General features: G+C 59.3%; 16 protein-coding genes and 2 pseudogenes. 4 read left to right on the plus strand and 14 right to left on the minus strand.

The annotated features are described in order from the left end of the window. The first annotated feature begins 76 nt into the window (after positions 1-76). The 3 genes and pseudogenes from AZF01_RS21085 (at position 77) to AZF01_RS24560 (ending at position 1,509) form a co-directional block, all read left to right on the plus strand. Positions 77-1,033, plus strand: coding sequence for an IS481 family transposase (locus AZF01_RS21085; protein WP_061449689.1), 957 nt, complete (start codon positions 77-79; stop codon positions 1,031-1,033). Positions 1,034-1,154: 121 nt separating this feature from the next. Further along, a pseudogene (locus tag AZF01_RS24655) lies at positions 1,155-1,322 on the plus strand (FGGY-family carbohydrate kinase); the annotation flags it as partial. 13 nt (positions 1,323-1,335) lie between these two features. Next, a complete protein-coding gene (locus tag AZF01_RS24560; RefSeq protein ID WP_244435508.1) occupies positions 1,336-1,509 on the plus strand; it encodes a hypothetical protein in 174 nt (57 codons plus the stop codon). 33 nt (positions 1,510-1,542) lie between these two features. Here the strand turns inward: AZF01_RS24560 and AZF01_RS21095 are convergent, their stop codons facing one another. From AZF01_RS21095 to AZF01_RS21135, 9 genes and pseudogenes are all read right to left on the minus strand, one after another. After that, the gene (locus tag AZF01_RS21095) at positions 1,543-2,283 is read right to left on the minus strand and encodes a hypothetical protein (RefSeq protein ID WP_152534448.1); all 741 of its coding nucleotides are present in this window, start codon (positions 2,281-2,283) and stop codon (positions 1,543-1,545) included. 334 nt (positions 2,284-2,617) lie between these two features. Beyond that, positions 2,618-3,493, minus strand: a pseudogene (locus tag AZF01_RS21100) (IS3 family transposase); the annotation flags it as partial. Positions 3,494-3,672: 179 nt separating this feature from the next. Beyond that, positions 3,673-4,650, minus strand: coding sequence for a DctP family TRAP transporter solute-binding subunit (locus AZF01_RS21105; RefSeq protein ID WP_024706744.1), 978 nt, complete (start codon positions 4,648-4,650; stop codon positions 3,673-3,675). A 30-nt stretch (positions 4,651-4,680) separates the two neighbouring features. Continuing rightward, positions 4,681-5,961 carry a TRAP transporter large permease subunit gene (locus tag AZF01_RS21110; protein ID WP_024706743.1) on the minus strand — a complete coding sequence of 427 codons (1,281 nt, stop codon included), beginning with the start codon at positions 5,959-5,961 and terminating at the stop codon, positions 4,681-4,683. Next, positions 5,958-6,476, minus strand: a complete 519-nt coding sequence (locus AZF01_RS21115) for a TRAP transporter small permease (RefSeq protein ID WP_024706742.1) — start codon at positions 6,474-6,476, stop codon at positions 5,958-5,960. The genes AZF01_RS21110 and AZF01_RS21115 overlap by 4 nt, the downstream gene beginning before the upstream one ends. Positions 6,477-6,654: 178 nt before the next feature. Then, entirely contained in the window at positions 6,655-6,987 is a 333-nt protein-coding gene (locus AZF01_RS21120) for a hypothetical protein (RefSeq protein WP_024706741.1), read from the minus strand. Positions 6,988-7,076: 89 nt separating this feature from the next. Beyond that, the gene (locus AZF01_RS21125) at positions 7,077-7,961 is read right to left on the minus strand and encodes an NAD(P)-dependent oxidoreductase (RefSeq protein WP_024706740.1); all 885 of its coding nucleotides are present in this window, start codon (positions 7,959-7,961) and stop codon (positions 7,077-7,079) included. Next, positions 7,954-8,469 (minus strand): gluconokinase, encoded by a 516-nt coding sequence (locus AZF01_RS21130; RefSeq protein WP_024706739.1) that lies wholly within the window; start codon positions 8,467-8,469, stop codon positions 7,954-7,956. Before AZF01_RS21130 ends, AZF01_RS21125 begins: the two co-directional genes overlap by 8 nt. A 1-nt stretch (position 8,470) precedes the next feature. Further along, positions 8,471-9,235: an SDR family oxidoreductase gene (locus AZF01_RS21135; protein WP_024706738.1), complete on the minus strand. Its 765-nt coding sequence runs from the start codon at positions 9,233-9,235 to the stop codon at positions 8,471-8,473. 228 nt (positions 9,236-9,463) lie between these two features. Between AZF01_RS21135 and AZF01_RS21140 the strand changes: the two genes are divergently transcribed. After that, positions 9,464-10,498: an L-idonate 5-dehydrogenase gene (locus AZF01_RS21140; RefSeq protein WP_061449907.1), complete on the plus strand. Its 1,035-nt coding sequence runs from the start codon at positions 9,464-9,466 to the stop codon at positions 10,496-10,498. Between the two features lie 169 nt (positions 10,499-10,667). On the opposite strand, the gene AZF01_RS21145 is transcribed toward AZF01_RS21140, so the two are convergent. The 5 genes from AZF01_RS21145 to AZF01_RS21165 form a co-directional block, all read right to left on the minus strand. Beyond that, on the minus strand, positions 10,668-11,771 hold the full coding sequence (locus tag AZF01_RS21145; protein WP_024706816.1) for a substrate-binding domain-containing protein: 1,104 nt from the start codon (positions 11,769-11,771) through the stop codon (positions 10,668-10,670). 45 nt (positions 11,772-11,816) lie between these two features. Further along, the gene (locus AZF01_RS21150; RefSeq protein ID WP_024706815.1) at positions 11,817-12,854 is read right to left on the minus strand and encodes an ABC transporter permease; all 1,038 of its coding nucleotides are present in this window, start codon (positions 12,852-12,854) and stop codon (positions 11,817-11,819) included. Between the two features lie 13 nt (positions 12,855-12,867). Further along, a complete protein-coding gene (locus AZF01_RS21155; RefSeq protein WP_024706814.1) occupies positions 12,868-14,364 on the minus strand; it encodes a sugar ABC transporter ATP-binding protein in 1,497 nt (498 codons plus the stop codon). A gap of 301 nt (positions 14,365-14,665) precedes the next feature. Beyond that, positions 14,666-15,085, minus strand: coding sequence for a heme-binding protein (locus AZF01_RS21160; protein WP_024708570.1), 420 nt, complete (start codon positions 15,083-15,085; stop codon positions 14,666-14,668). A 34-nt stretch (positions 15,086-15,119) separates the two neighbouring features. Beyond that, on the minus strand, positions 15,120-16,109 hold the full coding sequence (locus AZF01_RS21165) for a LacI family DNA-binding transcriptional regulator (RefSeq protein WP_024708569.1): 990 nt from the start codon (positions 16,107-16,109) through the stop codon (positions 15,120-15,122). Positions 16,110-16,266 lie beyond the last annotated feature (157 nt).

Raw genomic sequence — 16,266 nt, forward strand, 5'->3', positions numbered from 1 at the left:
TTTCAGGAGGTTGTCCATTCGGAGCGTACCGAGGAGACTGGAGTTACCACGCTTCAGCACTCACCGGAGGCTCCGAATGAACATTCACAAGAATGCCCGACTGACCCCGCTGCGTCGAGAGGAGATGGCTGTTGCCGTTCTGTCTGGCGCGCTCACGAAAGCGCAGGCGGCTTTAGTCTATGCCGTTTCCCACAAGATCGTGTCTCGTTGGGTCGAGCGCTTCAGAAAGGGTGGACGCGCTGCAATGGCTGACCGGTCGTCGCGGCCCAGAAGCAGTCCCCGGCAGACCGATGCCATCTTGTGCGAGCGCATTGCCGCCCTTCGTCGTCAGCGCCTGACCGGCAGGCACATCGCCATGGAGACAGGCGTGTCACCGGCCACCGTCAGCCGCGTTCTCAAGCGGGTCGGTTTGTCCCGGATGAAGGACATTGCTCCAGCCGAACCGGTCGTGCGTTACGAATATGACGAGCCGGGCGGCCTGATCCATCTCGACATCAAGCGCCTTGGCCGCTTTAATCGCGTCGGCCACCGCATCACAGGCGACAGGACCGGCCAGAGCAATTCACGCGGCATCGGCTGGGAATATGTGCATGTGTGTATCGACGATGCATCCCGGATCGCATTCACTGACATCTTGCCCAACGAGAAGGCTGAAAGCGCCGTCGCATTTCTCAAGGCGGCAGTCGCCTATTATCAAAGCCTCGGCATCACGGTGAAGCGGGTCATGACCGACAATGGCTCGTGCTACATTGCCGGGGATTTCGCGAAAGCCTGCAAGGCGCTCCATCTGAAACATATTCGTACCAAACCTTACACGCCAAAGACAAACGGCAAGGCCGAGCGCTTCATCCAGACAGCATTGCGCGAATGGGCCTATGCGCGCGCCTATCCATCCTCAGAGCACCGAAAACGGCATCTGCCGAACTGGAACCACATGTACAATTGGCACCGTCCGCATGGCGGCATAAAGTCAAAAACACCGATCAGTCGACTCGGCATGAACCGAGACAACCTCTTGAGGCTCCACAGTTAGAGCGTCCTTTGTGCGTCCGAATGGACGCACGGCGCTCTAGGTCCGCCAGTCGTTTTCAAGAAGAGCCTGCTGCTCTTTTTTATCTGGAACGTCGCGCAATCGAAAAAGCAGGTCCGCAGAAGAGGCTGCAAAGCTTGCTGAGAATGTGCATGTTGTTCCTGAGTTTCTTGGCAATCGCGCACCATATGCTGATCCGCAGTCAACCGCAGTCATCAGCGGGCTAACACTGGATGCCACCGAGGACAGCTTTATTCGCCTTTATGTCGCCGGGCTGTGTGGTCTATGCTATGGAACGCGACAGAATGACCAAGACGATATCCGAGATTGCCGAGGCGACTGGTTATTCGCGTACAACAATTGCGATGGCGTTCGGCGGTCGCGCTGCCCTTGAGCTTCTCCTGCAGCATATGTCCGGCCAGAAGGCCGTAAAGCCTGGCCGGACGATCCTTGAGACGCAGCTGGTTCGTCTGGGTTGATGTATCCCGACTTTGGCGCGCCTTCCGAAAACATCACAGTGTCAGTGAGGCCGAAATACTGAACCTGTCGCTGATCGTGCCGACGACTTCGCAAGGGGCAGTGAAAGACACTGCGCCACAAAGCGACCCAGTGGTGATGAATGATCCGGCCTGCAACACGCCGATCCTGTCTTCACCGCTCTTTGCATAAGCGACAACCGGCTTCAAAACGCCGCCGAACGGATGCTTGGCCGGTTTGTTGAAGATTTCGGCACCATTGGCGGTCAGGACCAGAGGTTCGCCATCAACATCGAGCTTGCCGCTATATTTCTCAGTGCCCGCGATATAGCCGATGCCAGTCAAATTATCGGCCAACTGAGCCCAGGCCGTAGACCGCGCCTGGTCGCTGAAGCGGGTTCCGATAACTTCGATGCCGAAAACGAAGTGGTCAACGGCTTCCAGCACAGCATCCTCACCAGCTTCCGCCATTTCCGGTGTAATGGTCTTGCCGAGAACAAAAGCGAGTTCGAACTCAACGCCCATAACACCTTCGGCAGGCAATGCGAGGCTTCCACCCGAACTCGTGAACCTGCTTGCATAAATCGGCGCAGCAACGGCTTTGCCTTCACCGTTTATCGCAACCTTGAAGCCGCCAGGTGTCTGTCCAAGGCGTTGCGCAACCGCAGACTGTACCGAATAAGCTTCGTCCTGGGCGATACCGGAGAATGCGTCCTGATCGATCAGCTTCTTGTTTTCATAGGCGTTGACGAGCAGGTCTTCATAATGATTGCTCACGGGAAAATTCCTTTGTGTTTTGTCCGTCATAAAACGATTATGGACGGAATGGGGTTTGACTATCGAGAGGATCCGGCTCGTTTGGTGGGTTCATTTAGGCGACGTTCGCGTGGTTTCGCAACCGTCGGGGCCGTGTTCCATGGCGTGGTCTAGCTTCGGCCTGCCTTCCGGACAGGGCCGGGAACGGATCAGCTTGCCGCAGGCAGGCTGACGAATGGATCCAGCCTGACGATGGCGTCATCGTTCGGGAAGATGCCGACGACCTCTGTGCAGAGAGTTGGCTCGGCTTGTCTGAACAGTTTCGGGCGTTTTGCTAAGTGGATTTCCGCCTCGCTTATGCTGGCACGTTCATTGGTTTCAGCGTGTTGAAGTAGGCCTGAACCGGGGTCTGCCGGTCAAGGGATGAATGCGGGCGTCGGGTGTTGTAGAAGGTCAGATAGCGGCCGATGCCAGCGCGGGCCTCGGACACGGTCTTGTAGGCGTGGAGGTAGACCTCCTCGTATTTGATCGACCGCCAGAGCTGCTCGACGAAGACGTTGTCCCGCCAAGAACCCTTGCCGTCCATTGAGATGGCGATTCCGGCTTTCTTCAGCACCGCCGTGAAGTCGATGGATGTGAACTGCGATCCTTGATCCGTGTTGAAGATGTCGGGCTTGCCGTAATGAGCAAGTGCCTCCTCGACCGCTTCGATGCGGAAGTCCGCTTCCATCGTGATCGACAGCCGCCACGACAAGACCTTCCGGCTGAACCAATCGACGACCGCGCAAAGATAGACAAATCCCCGCGCCATGGGGATGTAGCTGATGTCCATGGCCCAGACCTGGTTGGGTCTGGTGACGGCAAACTTGCGCAGCAGATACGGATAGACCTTGTGCCCAGGCGCTGGTTTCGACGTGTTCGGGCGGCGGTAAATCGCCTCGATGCCCATCTTTTTCATCAGCGTGGCGACGTGCAGCCGCCCGGTTTCCAACCCTTTTCCTCTCAAAAGCCCTTGCAACATCCGGCTTCCGGCAAACGGGTAATCGAGATGCAGCCCGTCGATCCGCCGCATCAAGGCCAGATCGCCGTTGGACACCGGACGGGGTAGATAATAGACGCTTCCACGACTGAAGCCGAGAAGCTTCGCCTGGCGTGCGACCGACAATTTGTGCTCGCGGTCGATCATTTCTTGTCCACCAGCAATCCCGCCTTGCCGAGCGCACCGGATAAAGCGCAGACTCTCAAATTGAACGTGGAACGCAAGCGGGCAGGTCAATCCGAGCCTGAAATTGAGCCCTGGAAGCAGACCCCCCGGACCGATGTCCGGAGGATTTACGTGCAAGGAAAGCGAAAAGAGATGTTCTGGCCTGTCTGCAGATTCACTCACCTGCACATCAGGCCTAGCCCGCGTCACTTGGTCGTGACAGCCTGGACCTTGTTGACGAGCGTGTCGCCATATTTGTCGGTGAAGGTCTTCCAGACGGGCTTGACGGCCTCCTGGAAGGCCTGACGGTCGACATCGCTGTTGACGACCATGCCTTCCTTTTCCAGGTCCGCGATCATCGATGCTTCGCTGTCCTTGGAAAGCTGGCGTTCATAGTCGACTGCAACCTTGGCCGCCTTCATGATGATTTCCTGCTGGTCTTCCGGCAGGCTGGCGAATTTCTTCCCGTTCATCGCCAGCACCAGCGCGGCATAGGAGTGGTTGGTCAGCGACAGGTATTTCTGGACTTCGTAGAACTTGAAAGACTGCACGATGGTGATCGGGTGATCCTGTGCATCGACAACGCCGGTTTCCAGAGCGGTGTAGAGCTCCGCGACCGGGATCTGCTGCGGATTGGCCTTCAGCAGCGCGAACATGTCATTGAGCGCCTCCGAGTTGTTGGTGCGCATGCGCAGGCCTTCAAGATCCTTCGGCTCGACAATCGGGCCGCGGTTATTGGTGATTTCGCGGAAACCGTTTTCCGGGAAACCCAGAACCTTGAGATCGAAGTTTTCGAATTCGGCGGCGGCTTCCTGACCGATCGGCCCGTCATAGACTTCGTAGGCCTGATCGCGATCGGTGATCATGAACGGCAGCATCAGTCCGCCGAGTTCGGGCATCATGCCGGTGAAATTGTTCAGACCGCTCATGACGATGTCGATGATGCCGGAACGCGCGCCGGTGATCATCTGGGAATCGTTGCCGAGCTGGCCCTGCGGAAAGATCTGAACGGTGATCTTGCCGTCGGACATGGTTTTGACGTCATCGGCAAAGCGCTCGGCAAGCTTCTGCTGCAGGTCGCCTTGCGGCGCAGCATGCGCCAGACGAAGCGTGGTTGCATTCGCCGAGACTGTTCCTGCAACCAGCATACCAATGGCGAGAAGGCCTGTTGTAAAACGTTTCATTTCATATCCTCCATAGAAAAAATAGTGAAGTCAGCCTGCGATCCATCCAAGCGGAACCGTGATGATCTGGGGTACAAGGATGAACAGGATCAGCACGAGCAGGTAGACGGCGATGAACGGCAGGACGCCACCGACGGCGTCCTGCACGCGGGTTTTTCCAACGCCGCAAACGACGTTGAGAACCGTACCGACCGGCGGCGTGATGAGGCCGATACAGGTATTGATGACGAACATCAGACCGAAATAGACAGGGTCGATGCCGGCTTCCCTGACGACTGGCATCAGCAGCGGAACCAGGATCAAAATCGTGGGGCTCAGATCCATCACCATGCCGACAAGCAGAACCAGAACCATGATGGCGGTCATCAGCAGGCGCGGGCTGTCGGTGAGCGGCCCGAGCATGACGGCGAGCTGCTGCGGCAACTGGGCTACCGTGATCAGCCAGGAGGCGACCATGGCTGAGCCGACAAGGAACATGACCATGGCGGTCGCGCGACCGGAATTGATCAGGACCTGATAGAACTTCGCCGGCGTCAGTTCGCGATAGACGAGCGTTGAAACGAGGATGGCGTAGACGGCTGCGACAACGGCTGCCTCGGTCGGCGTAAAGATGCCGAAGCGGATACCGCCAATGATGATGAGCGGCAGGAGCAGAGCCCAGATACCATCCTTCAGGGCGGCGCGGCGCTCTTCCTTGGAAGCCTTTTCATGCTGCTCAAGGTCTTCCTTTCGCATCAGGAACGTCCATGTGCCGATCAGAGCCATGCCCATGATCAGGCCGGGGACAATGCCGCCGAGGAAGAGTTTGGCAATCGAGATATTGCCGGCAACGCCCATGATGATCAGCGGTAGCGACGGGGGGATGACCGGCGCGATGATGCCGCCCGCGGCAAGCAGGCCGACGGATCGGTTCTGCGGATAGTTGGCGTTGCGCATCATCGGATAGAGAATGGAAACCAGCGCTGCCGCGTCCGCCACAGCCGACCCGGAAAGGCCGGCCAGCACGACGGAAGTCAGAATCGCAACATATCCGAGGCCGCCTTTTCTGTGACCGACATAGGCCATGGCCAGACGCACGATCCTGCGCGAAAGACCACCGGTCGACATGGTTTCGCCTGCGACCATGAAGAAGGGAATGGCGAGAAGCGGAAAGCTGTCGACGCCATTCACCAGTGACTGGGCCAGGATGTCGGGACTGAAGAGGTTCATGTGCAGCATCAGGCCGACGGCGCTCAAGAGCAGCGCGAAGGCAACCGGAACACCGAGCAGAATGGCACCGATCAGAACGGCAAGAAAAAGCGCAAGCGTCATTGGGGCGCCTCCTCGGTACCTTCGACATTGCTGGCGAAATCGGGCACGGCTCTGCGCGGATCGAGCAGGCGCAACAATGCAATGGCTGCCATCAGCACGCCGCCGACCACGCCTGCGAGATAAAACATGCCGACCGGAATACCGCTCATCGGCGATATATTGTCCCAGTTGGCGATGACTTGCGGGACTGCGCCCCAGACCAGCATGACACAGCAGCCGAGGATGACGAGGTTGACGAAACGGTGTAGCCAGTATTTTGCCTTGGGGAACATGCCCTCTGCGGCGCCATCCAGTGAGAGGTGTTCAAAGTTGCGCAGGCAAGCCGCCGAGCCGAGCATGATGACCCAGACAAACAGGAGCCTTGAGATTTCGACCGAGCCGAGAATGCCGCTGGAAAAGCCGTAACGAAGCACGACATTTGTAAAAACCAGCGCGATCATCGCCACGAGCGCGATGGCAATCATCGCGTCAATGATGCGCCAGCCAATGCCGATGATGCGAGTGATCAAACCCATTTCATGCTACCTCCCTAGATCGCGATTGGGTAAGCGCAATATGTTATCGATAACATATATAAATGCGATAGTCGCGTATTTTCGTCGTCTCGCTTGAATAAAGTTGGGACTTTTACAGGAGCAGGCGGAAACCCGTCATGGATGCCTATCCAGTCACTAGAGGTCTCGTGGACCAGTTTCAGTCCGGCGTGTATTGGTCGCCATCGAACACGTGATGGTGAACGCGACCGCTGAACATGTCCAGGAGGCCCTTGGTCACTTCACGACCCCTGGTGCGGACATCGGATTCCAGCGCCCTGGCGACAGCTTCGAGGTTGTCGTAGCGGACACCCATGACGAGCGCATATTCCGGCGCGCCCTTATCGCGTTCGACGCCGAAATAGACCTGCAGGTCCTGTGCGCCGGGAAACTGCCGCCAGATGGGGATCAGCTTTTCGTGCACATAGGCCTTGAACTCGGCCTCCCGTCCTTCATTGATCGTACCTTCGAAAAGGGCGTAGCGAATGATCATCATGTCCTCCCTGGACAACCGTCACCGGACGGTTTCTCGTTTGCGGCGACGGCGTCATCATGCCTTCGCAGTTAATCAATCCTGCCGGCTCACGTGGAGCCGGTGTCGCCATCAAGCAACCGCATCATCTCGGCCGAATCCTTCGGCCCCAGACCGGCGGCGACAAGCAGGCGGTGAATTTCAGTGACCTGACCGGTCATCGGCAGCGGCGTGCGGGTCTTCAGCGCAAAAGTCTGCAGGCTGTCGAGATCCTTGAGCATGTTGTCGATGCGACCGGTTGGCGCGTAATCACGGGCGGCGAACTTGCCCATGAACTCCTGCATGATGCTGCTGTCGGCCCGTCCGCCCGAGAGCGCCTTCGGAATGCTGGCGGCGTCGACGCCACCGGCTTCCGCCAGCTTGACGGCTTCGGCGACGGCCTGAAACTGAACGGCACAGAAGAGCTGGTTGATCAGCTTGGTGGTCTGTCCGGCGCCGCTTGGCCCCATCAGAGTGTAGTTGGCGCAGAGATCTGCCATGACGGCGCGCGCCCTCTCGAAGTCTTCCTTCGTGCCGCCCGCCATCACCGTCAGCCGTCCGCCCAGTGCACCCGGCGCGCCGCCGGAAAGCGGGCAGTCGACCCAGCCCATTCCGGTTGCCGAGAGAAGCTCAACCGACATTTCGGCCGTCGCCTTCGGGTCGATCGACGACATGTCGATCAGAAGCTTGTCAGCACTGGCGGCTTCTGCGACGCCGTTCTTGCCAAACACCACAGCCCTGACGATATCGGCATGGTTCAGGCTCATGATGGTGAAATCAGAGCCAGCCGTGGCCGCTTTCGGGCTTGCGGCGGCGCTGGCGCCCTTTTCAACCAGTTTGGCGACCTTTGTGTCGTCAAGATCGGAAACGATGACTTTGTGGCCCGTCTCCAGAAGACGTGTCGCGATCGCGGTGCCCATAATGCCCGCGCCGATGATGGCGATCTGTTCAGTCATTTTCGGCTCCTTGTCCCGCTCCCAGAAAGGCGAGAGATTTCTCGGTGATGATGGCTGGCGACAGGTCGCAATCGAGCGTCAGAACGTCGCCCTCACCATCCGTGGCTTCCAGCGTTGCAAGCTGACTGTCAAGCAGCGAGACCGGCATGTAGTGGCCGGGACGGTTCGCCATCCGCGCGGCAAGCACCGCGCGCTCGCCTTTCAGGTGAATGAAACGCAGCTCCGGGCCGGCCAGATAGCGCAGCAGATCACGATAGCTCTTCTTCAGGGCCGAGCAGGAGACGATCACACCTTCATTGCGCGGCGCCTCCGCGAGCGTCCTGCCAATCACGTCGAGCCACGGCATGCGGCCTTCATCGCCAAGAGGAATGCCGACGCGCATCTTTTCCACATTGGTTTCAGGGTGCAGGTTGTCGCCCTCGACGAAGCGCGCGCCGAGCTTTTCCGCCAGCGCACGGGCTGCGGACGACTTTCCGCAGCCGCTGACACCCATGACCACGATTTTCATCTCAGACACTCACGGTGATGCCGCCATCAACAGCCAGCACGTGGCCATTGATGAAGGAGGAGGCGGGCGATGCAAGGAAGACGGCGGCGCCGACGAGTTCGTCGACATCGCCCCAGCGACCGGCAGGGGTGCGCTTTTCAAGCCAGGCGGAAAATTCCGGATTGTCGACCAGCGCCTGGTTGAGCGGCGTCTTGAAATAGCCCGGCGCAATGCCGTTGATCTGCAGGCCATACTTGGCCCAGTCCGTGCACATGCCGCGGGTCAGATTGCGGACCGCGCCCTTGGTCGCGGTGTAGGGCGCGATGCCGGGGCGGGCCAGCTCGCTCTGCACCGAGCAGATATTGATGATCTTGCCGCGGCCGCGCTTGATCATGTGGCGGGCAACCGCCTGACCGGTGAAGAAGACGCCGGAAATATTGGTTTCCAGTAGGCGGTGCCATTGTTCTTCCGGATAGTCTTCCAGCGGCGTGCGGTACTGGATGCCGGCATTGTTGATCAGGATCTCGATCGGACCGACCTCGGCCTCAGTCTGGTTCACGCCGGCTTCGACAGCCGATTTATCGGTAACATCAAAGACCGCGGAATACGCCTTGATGCCCTTGTCTTCGAAGGCCTTGACGGCGGCTTTCGCGTGATCCGTGCTGCGGGCATTGACGACAGGTATAGCGCCCTCTTCGGCGAGTCCTGAAATCAGTGCATGACCGATTCCCTGGCTGGAGCCCGTTACAAGTGCGATCTTTCCGTTCAGCTTGAACCTGTCGGACATGGTGTTCTCCTTCCCTGTGGGCGACGCGATGGGGCGAGGCTTAAGCCTCGGCGCCGAATTCCCAGCGCCGTCTCCGAATGTTCTTGACTTATCTGTTATCGATAACATAATCAAGACCAAAATCGGTTCTTGAACAAATTCGTCGCGGCAACCGAACGAGAGGCCGTAAGGGTCCGGACACATGCTTTCCGTTGTTGCGCGGAGCGAAGCTTACCAAGGGAGGTAGCGATGAAAGCTGCAATCATTCACGCGGCAAAGGATCTGCGCATAGAAGACATCGAAGCCGAGACCGCCGGTCCCGGTCAGCTGGAAATCCGCATCAGAGCGGGCGGCATTTGCGGTTCTGATCTGCATTATTACAATCATGGCGGTTTCGGCGATGTGCGCATTCGTGAGCCGATGATCCTCGGTCATGAAGTCGCCGGCACGATCGCCGCGCTTGGCAGCGGCGTCAGCAATTTCGCCGTCGGTGACCGTGTGGCGATCTCGCCGTCCCGGCCCTGCAACACATGCGAATATTGCCTGAAGGGGCTGCAGAACCACTGCCTCAACATGCGGTTCTACGGCAGCGCCATGCCGATGCCGCATATTCAGGGCGCTTTCCGTGAAACCCTGGTGGCCGAAGCCTGGCAGTGCCACAAGGTCGCAGACAACGTGTCGTTTGGCGAGGCCGCCATGGCCGAACCGCTGGCCGTGACGTTGCATGCGGTTTCGCGCGCCGGCTCGCTTCTTGGCAAGCGGGTTCTGGTCTCCGGCTGCGGTCCCATCGGCGCGCTCTGCATTGTTGCCGCCCGCGCTCATGGCGCGCGCGAGATCGTGGTCACGGATGTGATGGACGACGTTTTGCCCTACGCGGAAGCCGTCGGCGCAAACCGTGTCATCAACGTTGCGCAGAAACCTGAGGACCTCGCGGCCTATGCTGACGGCAAGGGCAAATTCGATGTGATGTTCGAAGCCTCCGGCAATGCCCGAGCGCTCGCAACCGGCCTACAGACGCTGGCGCCGCGCGGCATTCTGGTTCAACTGGGCCTCGGGGGCGAGGTCGGGCTGCCCCAGAACATGGTGGTTTCCAAGGAAATCGATATCCGCGGCTCGTTCCGCTTCCATCGGGAATATGGCCTTGCGGTCGATCTTCTCAATCAGGGTCGGATCGACGTCAAGCCGTTGATTTCCGGCACCTACCCGCTGGCCGATGCCGTTGCCGCCTTCGACGCCGCCAGCGATCGGTCAAAATCGATGAAGGTTCAATTGGCCTTTGGATAGGCGCAGGCTTCTTGCCGCTGGTGATGCCTGGAAGCAGTATCCAAACACAAAACGCCCCGACCTTGCGGCCGGGGCGTTTTGCATGCTGAGAGAGGGCCGATCTATTTGTTTTACGCAATTCCGGACGGCGAACCGGTGTCCACTTCACCGGGAATTGCTCTGGTGAGACTTACTGGACGCCCCAGATCTTCTTGTATTCGTCGCGGTAGCCATTGCCCGGATCGAATGTGTTGTCGGGACCGCCGTCATATTCGACATTGTCCTTGGTCACGACGTGGAACGGTGCGATATAGCCGGACCAGTCCTGACCCGCGAGCGCGCGGTTCATCTCGTCGACAAGCTGCCAGCCCTGAAGGTAGAGCGGCTCTGCGACCGTAACGGCCTGATACTGGCCGGCGCGGATGCGCTGATAGGCGCTTTCCGAACCGTCGCCGGCGGCGACATTGACCGGCGCGCCATCACCCGGCAAACCGGCAGCGGCCAGCGACGGACCCATGAAGTCGAAATAGAGGTCGTTGATCGCCAGCGAATGGGTCCATTTGTCTCCGTATTTCTGCAGCAGCGACGTGGTGAGCTGCGGCATGCGCTGGGATGTTTCGGCAATCGGCGTATCGACATATTCGAGCACCGTGCCACCAAGATCTTCGATCTGTTTCTTCATCGCGTCGGCCTTGGCAATGGCGATGGCATAGGTCGAGTCGGTGAAGATGATGACGCCAGGCTTGCCATCGGCGTCAACATAGGCCCAGTCGGCCGCCGCTTTCGAAACCTTCATCGGATCGGTCGTCACATTGGTGAAGATGCCGATATCCGGCTCGGGGCCGGCGGCAGGTGCTGCGTGCCAGGCGACCATCGGAATACCAGCGTCCTTGGCCTGCTGCATGGCCGGGCCCTGTTCGACGGCATCAAAACCGTTGATTATGATGCCATCGGGCTTGAGCGCCATGGCTTGCCCGAAAGCGGCCGTGCGTCCGGCAATCGAGCCGGCGCCGTCGAGTGTCGTGACTTTCCAGCCGACCGCCTTGGCCGCTTCATCAATGCCATCGACCACCTTCAGGATGCCGCCATTCTTCATGTCTGCGGCCAGCACCACGATCGACTTGCCGGATTCGGCCTTCGGGCCGCTTGTCGGCCCATCCCAGGTCGTCACCTGCGATGCATATTTGTCGACGAAGGCTTTCGCGTCGGACATGGCATCGGCAAGGGCCGGCCCTGCCAGCGCCAGCATGGCGACTCCGCCGGCGAGCGTTTGAATGAATGTTCTGCGTTTCATGTCTTCTCCTCCCGTTAAAAACAAGACTTCCGCTTTCGCGAAAGCCTATTTGCGCGCGGCGCGTTTGGTGTCGGCGCCGCGTTTGCGCTGGGCGTAACCCGCAATGCCGATTGCCACCAGAAGCGTCACGCCGTTGAACAGCGGTTCGACAAAGAACGATCCGCCGAATTGCTGGATGCCGGAGATACCGACCGCCAGAATGATCACGCCAACCACCGTGCCCCAGACATTGACGCGGCCGGGCTTGATGGTTGTTGACCCGAGAAATGCGCCGACAAGGGCCGGGAGAAGATACTCAAGCCCGACACTGGCCTGTCCGATCCTCAGCTTCGAGGCCAGCAGCACGCCGGCGAGCGCCGACAGAAAACCCGAACTGATGAAGGCGCCGACAACGAATTTGCGCACCGGAATACCGTTCAGCGCCGCCGCCTTCGGGTTCGCCCCAATGGCATAGAGATAGCGGCCGATCGGCAGGTATTCGAGCGTGATCCACATGATCAGCGCAATCGCAAGCACGTAGAAACCGGTGATCGGCAGTCCGAAAACCATGGTGCCATTCAGGTCGTAAAACCCTTGCGGAAGCACGCCCACAACCTGGCGTCCGCCGGTATGCCAGAGCGCGATGGCATAAAGCACCGTTCCCGTACCGAGCGTCGCAATGAAGGCATCGATCTTGGCGACTTCGACGAGGAAACCGTTGATCAGGCCCGTCAGAGAGCCGAGCGAAAGCACGATCAGCACCGCGACCGGCCACGGAATGCCGAACACGGTTTGCAGGCTGATGGCCAGAATATGCCAAAGCACAATGCCGTAACCGACCGTCAGGTCGATGCGGCCCGCCGCCATCGGGATCATCGCGGCGAGCGACAGGATCGCAATGATCGCCTTGTCGGAAATGATCGAGCGAACATTGAGCAACGTCGGAAAGGTATTCGGCAGCATGACCGAAAACAGAATGATCAGCAGCGCGGTCAGGATCACCAGGCCATAGACGGGCAGGAACCGCGCGATCCGCTGCAACAGGGAAAGCCCCTTGAGTTCCGCTCTGGTCGGTTCCAGAGCGGTTGATTCCAGTGATTGCATGTTTTTCTCCCGTTCAGGCCGCTTCGGAAGCGGAGGCCGCTGTGATCAGCGCCTGTGTCGTCAGTTGATCGCCCTCCAGGGCGCGCACGATTTGGCCGCGCGAAAACACCAGGGCGCGGTTGCAGATATTGGCGACTTCCTCGAAATCCGTGGACACCACGACGACAGCAAGCCCGGCATCCACCGCGCGCGCGATCAACCGGTAGATTTCCGCCTTGGCGCCGACATCGACGCCCGCTGTCGGGTCCTCGGCAATCAAAAGCTTGCGTCCGGTCGCCAGCCAGCGGCCAACGACAACCTTCTGCTGGTTGCCGCCCGATAGCGCCTCGACCGCGATTTCCGGGTCATTGGGCCGCAAACCGACGCTGTCGCCTATGGTCGAGGACAGGGCGGCCTCACTCTTGTGGGTGAGGAAGTTGAAAAGGCTGCGGCCGATAGCAGAAGGATTGAGAAACATGTTTTCCCGCACCGAAAGCGACATGGCCACCGATTCCTCCGCCCGGTCACGGGCGATCAGGCCGATCCCCGCCCGCATGGCGGATCGCGGTGAGGAAAGGTCCGGTGTCCCGCCATTCAGCGTGATCTCGCCGGAAAAGGCGACCGAACCGAAAAGCGCACGTCCGACGGCTTCCTGACCGGCGCCGCGCAGACCGACAAGCCCAAGCAGTTCGCCTTTATGGATATCCATCGAAACCGGACCGACGCCGGGGCAGCAAAGACCGGAGATGCTTGCGACACATTCTCCTTGCTCGACGGTGCCCTTGGCGAAAAGCTCATCGGTCTTGCGGCCGACGATCATCTCGACAAGTTCGCTCGGCGTGGTATCGCTAACGGCCGTTTCGCCGACAAGCTTGCCGTCGCGCAAAACCGCAACGCGGTCGGCAATGCGGAAGATTTCATCGAGCCGGTGGGAAACATAGATCATGCCGACGCCGTGATCCTTCAACGGACGGATGGCATCGAAAAGCCGCTCCACCTCGTCGGCCGGCAGGCTGGCGGTCGGCTCATCAAGCACCAGAACATCGGCATCGGTGGCAAGCGCGCGGGCAATCGCAACCAGTGCCTTTTCTGTTCTGGTCAGACTTGAAATCCGCGTCTGCGGGTCGAAATCGCAACCGACCAGTTTCAGCGCCTCGGCGGCACGCTCATCGGTGGATGACCAGTCGATCAGGCCGGAGCGCAGCGAAAAGCCCTGCGCCAGCCCGACATTTTCGCCAACGGTCATCCATTCGATCAGGCCCATGTCCTGATGAATGAAGGCCACCGGCTGGCGCTGCAGCGGTTTTGGCGGACGGTGCACATAGGGCTCGCCGCGAAACAGGATTTCGCCGCTATCCGGTTTGTGAATGCCGGCAAGCGTCTTGATGAGCGTCGATTTTCCGGCGCCATTTTCACCGAGCAGCGCCAGAATCTCCCCCGGGCGCAGCTCAAGCGAGACATCGGACAGCGCCTGCGTACCGCCAAAGACCTTTGTAATCGCGCGAAATGACACGAGGCTTTTATCATTCATCGAGCATTCCTCCCGAACTCTCGAAGCTGATCAACTGTTATCGATAACATAAACGGGTGTCAAGGCGGAAAATGATGAATGGGGCCTGATGTCGATTTTCACGCGTCATGCGGTTTCAACAGGCGTTTCGGAAACCATAGAGTCCGATTTTCTGCGCAGATGTGCCGAACAGTGGCACGCAGACGCCCGTCCTCTGGCCGAGGCGCTTTTGTCGATGCCTTTCGAAAATCCCCTTGCGCAATGGCATCGTTACGAAGGGCCCCGCCGCGGCGGCATGGCGGCAGGCGAGGCCCGGCGACGGTCAGATCTTGTCGGCGCCTATGGCTTCAAGAGCGGCGGTAGCGACTTCGACATCCTGTTCGCCCGTTCCGGAGCCGATGCCGATGGCGCCGGCCAGCAGGCCATCGAAGCGGATCGGAAACCCGCCCTTGAGGTTGATCACGTCGCCATCCGTGGCAATCGCTGCGGCAGCGGCAAATTCCGGCGCCATGTGGCCCGTCGCGGTGTTGAGCGACGCAGCGGTGATGGCCTTTGCCCGTGCGGTCTTCATCGAGGTGAACTTCGCACCGTCCATGCGGAAGACGGCCAGCGTCACGCCGCTTTGATCGACAATGACCACATTCTGCGGGACGCTGATCTCTTCCGCCTTGGCAATGGCGGCCGTCAGAGCTGTCATCACGCCCTTATGGCTGAGGGCGGTGGCGGGGCGGGTATTGGTCAACTTGAATTCCTTTTCTTGGCTTTCGGCAAAACGGTCATGTGCTTTCGCGCAGAAGCACCTGGTAGGGCGTCAGAATCAGTTCGTCCCCGCCTGGGTCGTCGCCCCCCAGTTCGCGCAGTAATTTCTGGGCGGCAAAGCGCCCGATATCGCGACAACCGACATTTACCGTGGAAATGCGCGGATGGCAGAAGGCGGAAATCTCGTAATCGCCAAAACCGGCGATCGCAATATCGTCCGGCACCTTGATGCCGCGTCGCTGGCATTCCATCAAGGCGCCGAAGGCAGAAAGGTCGGAGACGCAGATCACCGCCTCTGTATCCGGCCAGCGTTCAAGCATCGAAACGATGGCCTGCGCGCCCTGTTCGATCGAAATTGGCGGTACGCCGAAAGAGATCATCCGTCCGGGTTCAAGACCCAGCTCCTTGATTGCATTGAGAAAGCCCGACCGGCGTATGTTGCCGCGCGTATCGCGGGTTGTTGTGCCGCCGATATAGCCAAACTTCCGGTACCCCTTGGCAGCAAGCGCCTTCACCATGTCGCTCATCACCGCGCTGTTGGAAAAACCGACTACGCTGTCGATCGGGTCTTCGGGGATTTCCCAGGTCTCGATCACCGGAATGCCTGAATTGACGAGCATGCGTCTGGCGCTGGGCGTATGCGTGCTGTCAGTCAGGATAATGCCTTCCGGTCGGCGCTGCAGCATGGACTGGATCAACTGCTCTTCTTTTTTCTCGGAATAGTCTGTGTAACCCAGCAGAAGCTGCAGACCCGAACCTTCAAGCGCTTCGGTAATGCCGCGCGCTGTTTCAGAGAAGTTCGAATTGTTGATCGATGGCACAAGCGCGGCCACAAAACCGGTCTTGCGCGAGGAGAGAGAGCCGGCCGACTGATCGAGAACATAGCCAAGCTGATCGACGGCGGCGAGAATACGTTGCCGTGTTTCCTTCGAGACATGGCTGTCTTTTTTCAACGCCCGAGAGACTGTCATCGTTGAAACGCCGGATAGCCGTGCGACATCCGCCATGGTTGGCGCGCTTTGCGGGCGCTGCGGATTACTCTGGCTTTTTTTCGTTTTGCCTGGTGCCAATTTCAGTCCCCGTCGAACGGTCCTCCTGCCCTCCAGCCAGAAAATCGGTCGCCGACCGCTCAGGTCTTTCTCTGGTCCCGGCAATGGGCAGGTG

It is taken from the genome of Martelella sp. AD-3 (assembly GCF_001578105.1).
Classification (GTDB): Bacteria; Pseudomonadota; Alphaproteobacteria; order Rhizobiales; family Rhizobiaceae; genus Martelella.

Bases quoted from the DNA above. Each gene is read 5' to 3' on its own strand.
- AZF01_RS21110 (WP_024706743.1), bottom strand. From the start codon at position 5,961: ATGACGCTTGCGCTTTTTCTTGCCGTTCTGATCGGTGCCATTCTGCTC.
- AZF01_RS21135 (WP_024706738.1), bottom strand. From the start codon at position 9,235: ATGTCCGACAGGTTCAAGCTGAACGGAAAGATCGCACTTGTAACGGGC.
- AZF01_RS21145 (WP_024706816.1), bottom strand. From the start codon at position 11,771: ATGAAACGCAGAACATTCATTCAAACGCTCGCCGGCGGAGTCGCCATG.
- AZF01_RS21150 (WP_024706815.1), bottom strand. From the start codon at position 12,854: ATGCAATCACTGGAATCAACCGCTCTGGAACCGACCAGAGCGGAACTC.
- AZF01_RS21125 (WP_024706740.1), bottom strand. From the start codon at position 7,961: ATGACTGAACAGATCGCCATCATCGGCGCGGGCATTATGGGCACCGCG.
- AZF01_RS21115 (WP_024706742.1), bottom strand. From the start codon at position 6,476: ATGGGTTTGATCACTCGCATCATCGGCATTGGCTGGCGCATCATTGAC.
- AZF01_RS21140 (WP_061449907.1), top strand. From the start codon at position 9,464: ATGAAAGCTGCAATCATTCACGCGGCAAAGGATCTGCGCATAGAAGAC.
- AZF01_RS24560 (WP_244435508.1), top strand. From the start codon at position 1,336: ATGACCAAGACGATATCCGAGATTGCCGAGGCGACTGGTTATTCGCGT.
- AZF01_RS21130 (WP_024706739.1), bottom strand. From the start codon at position 8,469: ATGAAAATCGTGGTCATGGGTGTCAGCGGCTGCGGAAAGTCGTCCGCA.
- AZF01_RS21165 (WP_024708569.1), bottom strand. From the start codon at position 16,109: ATGGCGGATGTCGCACGGCTATCCGGCGTTTCAACGATGACAGTCTCT.
- AZF01_RS21085 (WP_061449689.1), top strand. From the start codon at position 77: ATGAACATTCACAAGAATGCCCGACTGACCCCGCTGCGTCGAGAGGAG.
- AZF01_RS21120 (WP_024706741.1), bottom strand. From the start codon at position 6,987: ATGATCATTCGCTACGCCCTTTTCGAAGGTACGATCAATGAAGGACGG.
- AZF01_RS21155 (WP_024706814.1), bottom strand. From the start codon at position 14,364: ATGAATGATAAAAGCCTCGTGTCATTTCGCGCGATTACAAAGGTCTTT.
- AZF01_RS21105 (WP_024706744.1), bottom strand. From the start codon at position 4,650: ATGAAACGTTTTACAACAGGCCTTCTCGCCATTGGTATGCTGGTTGCA.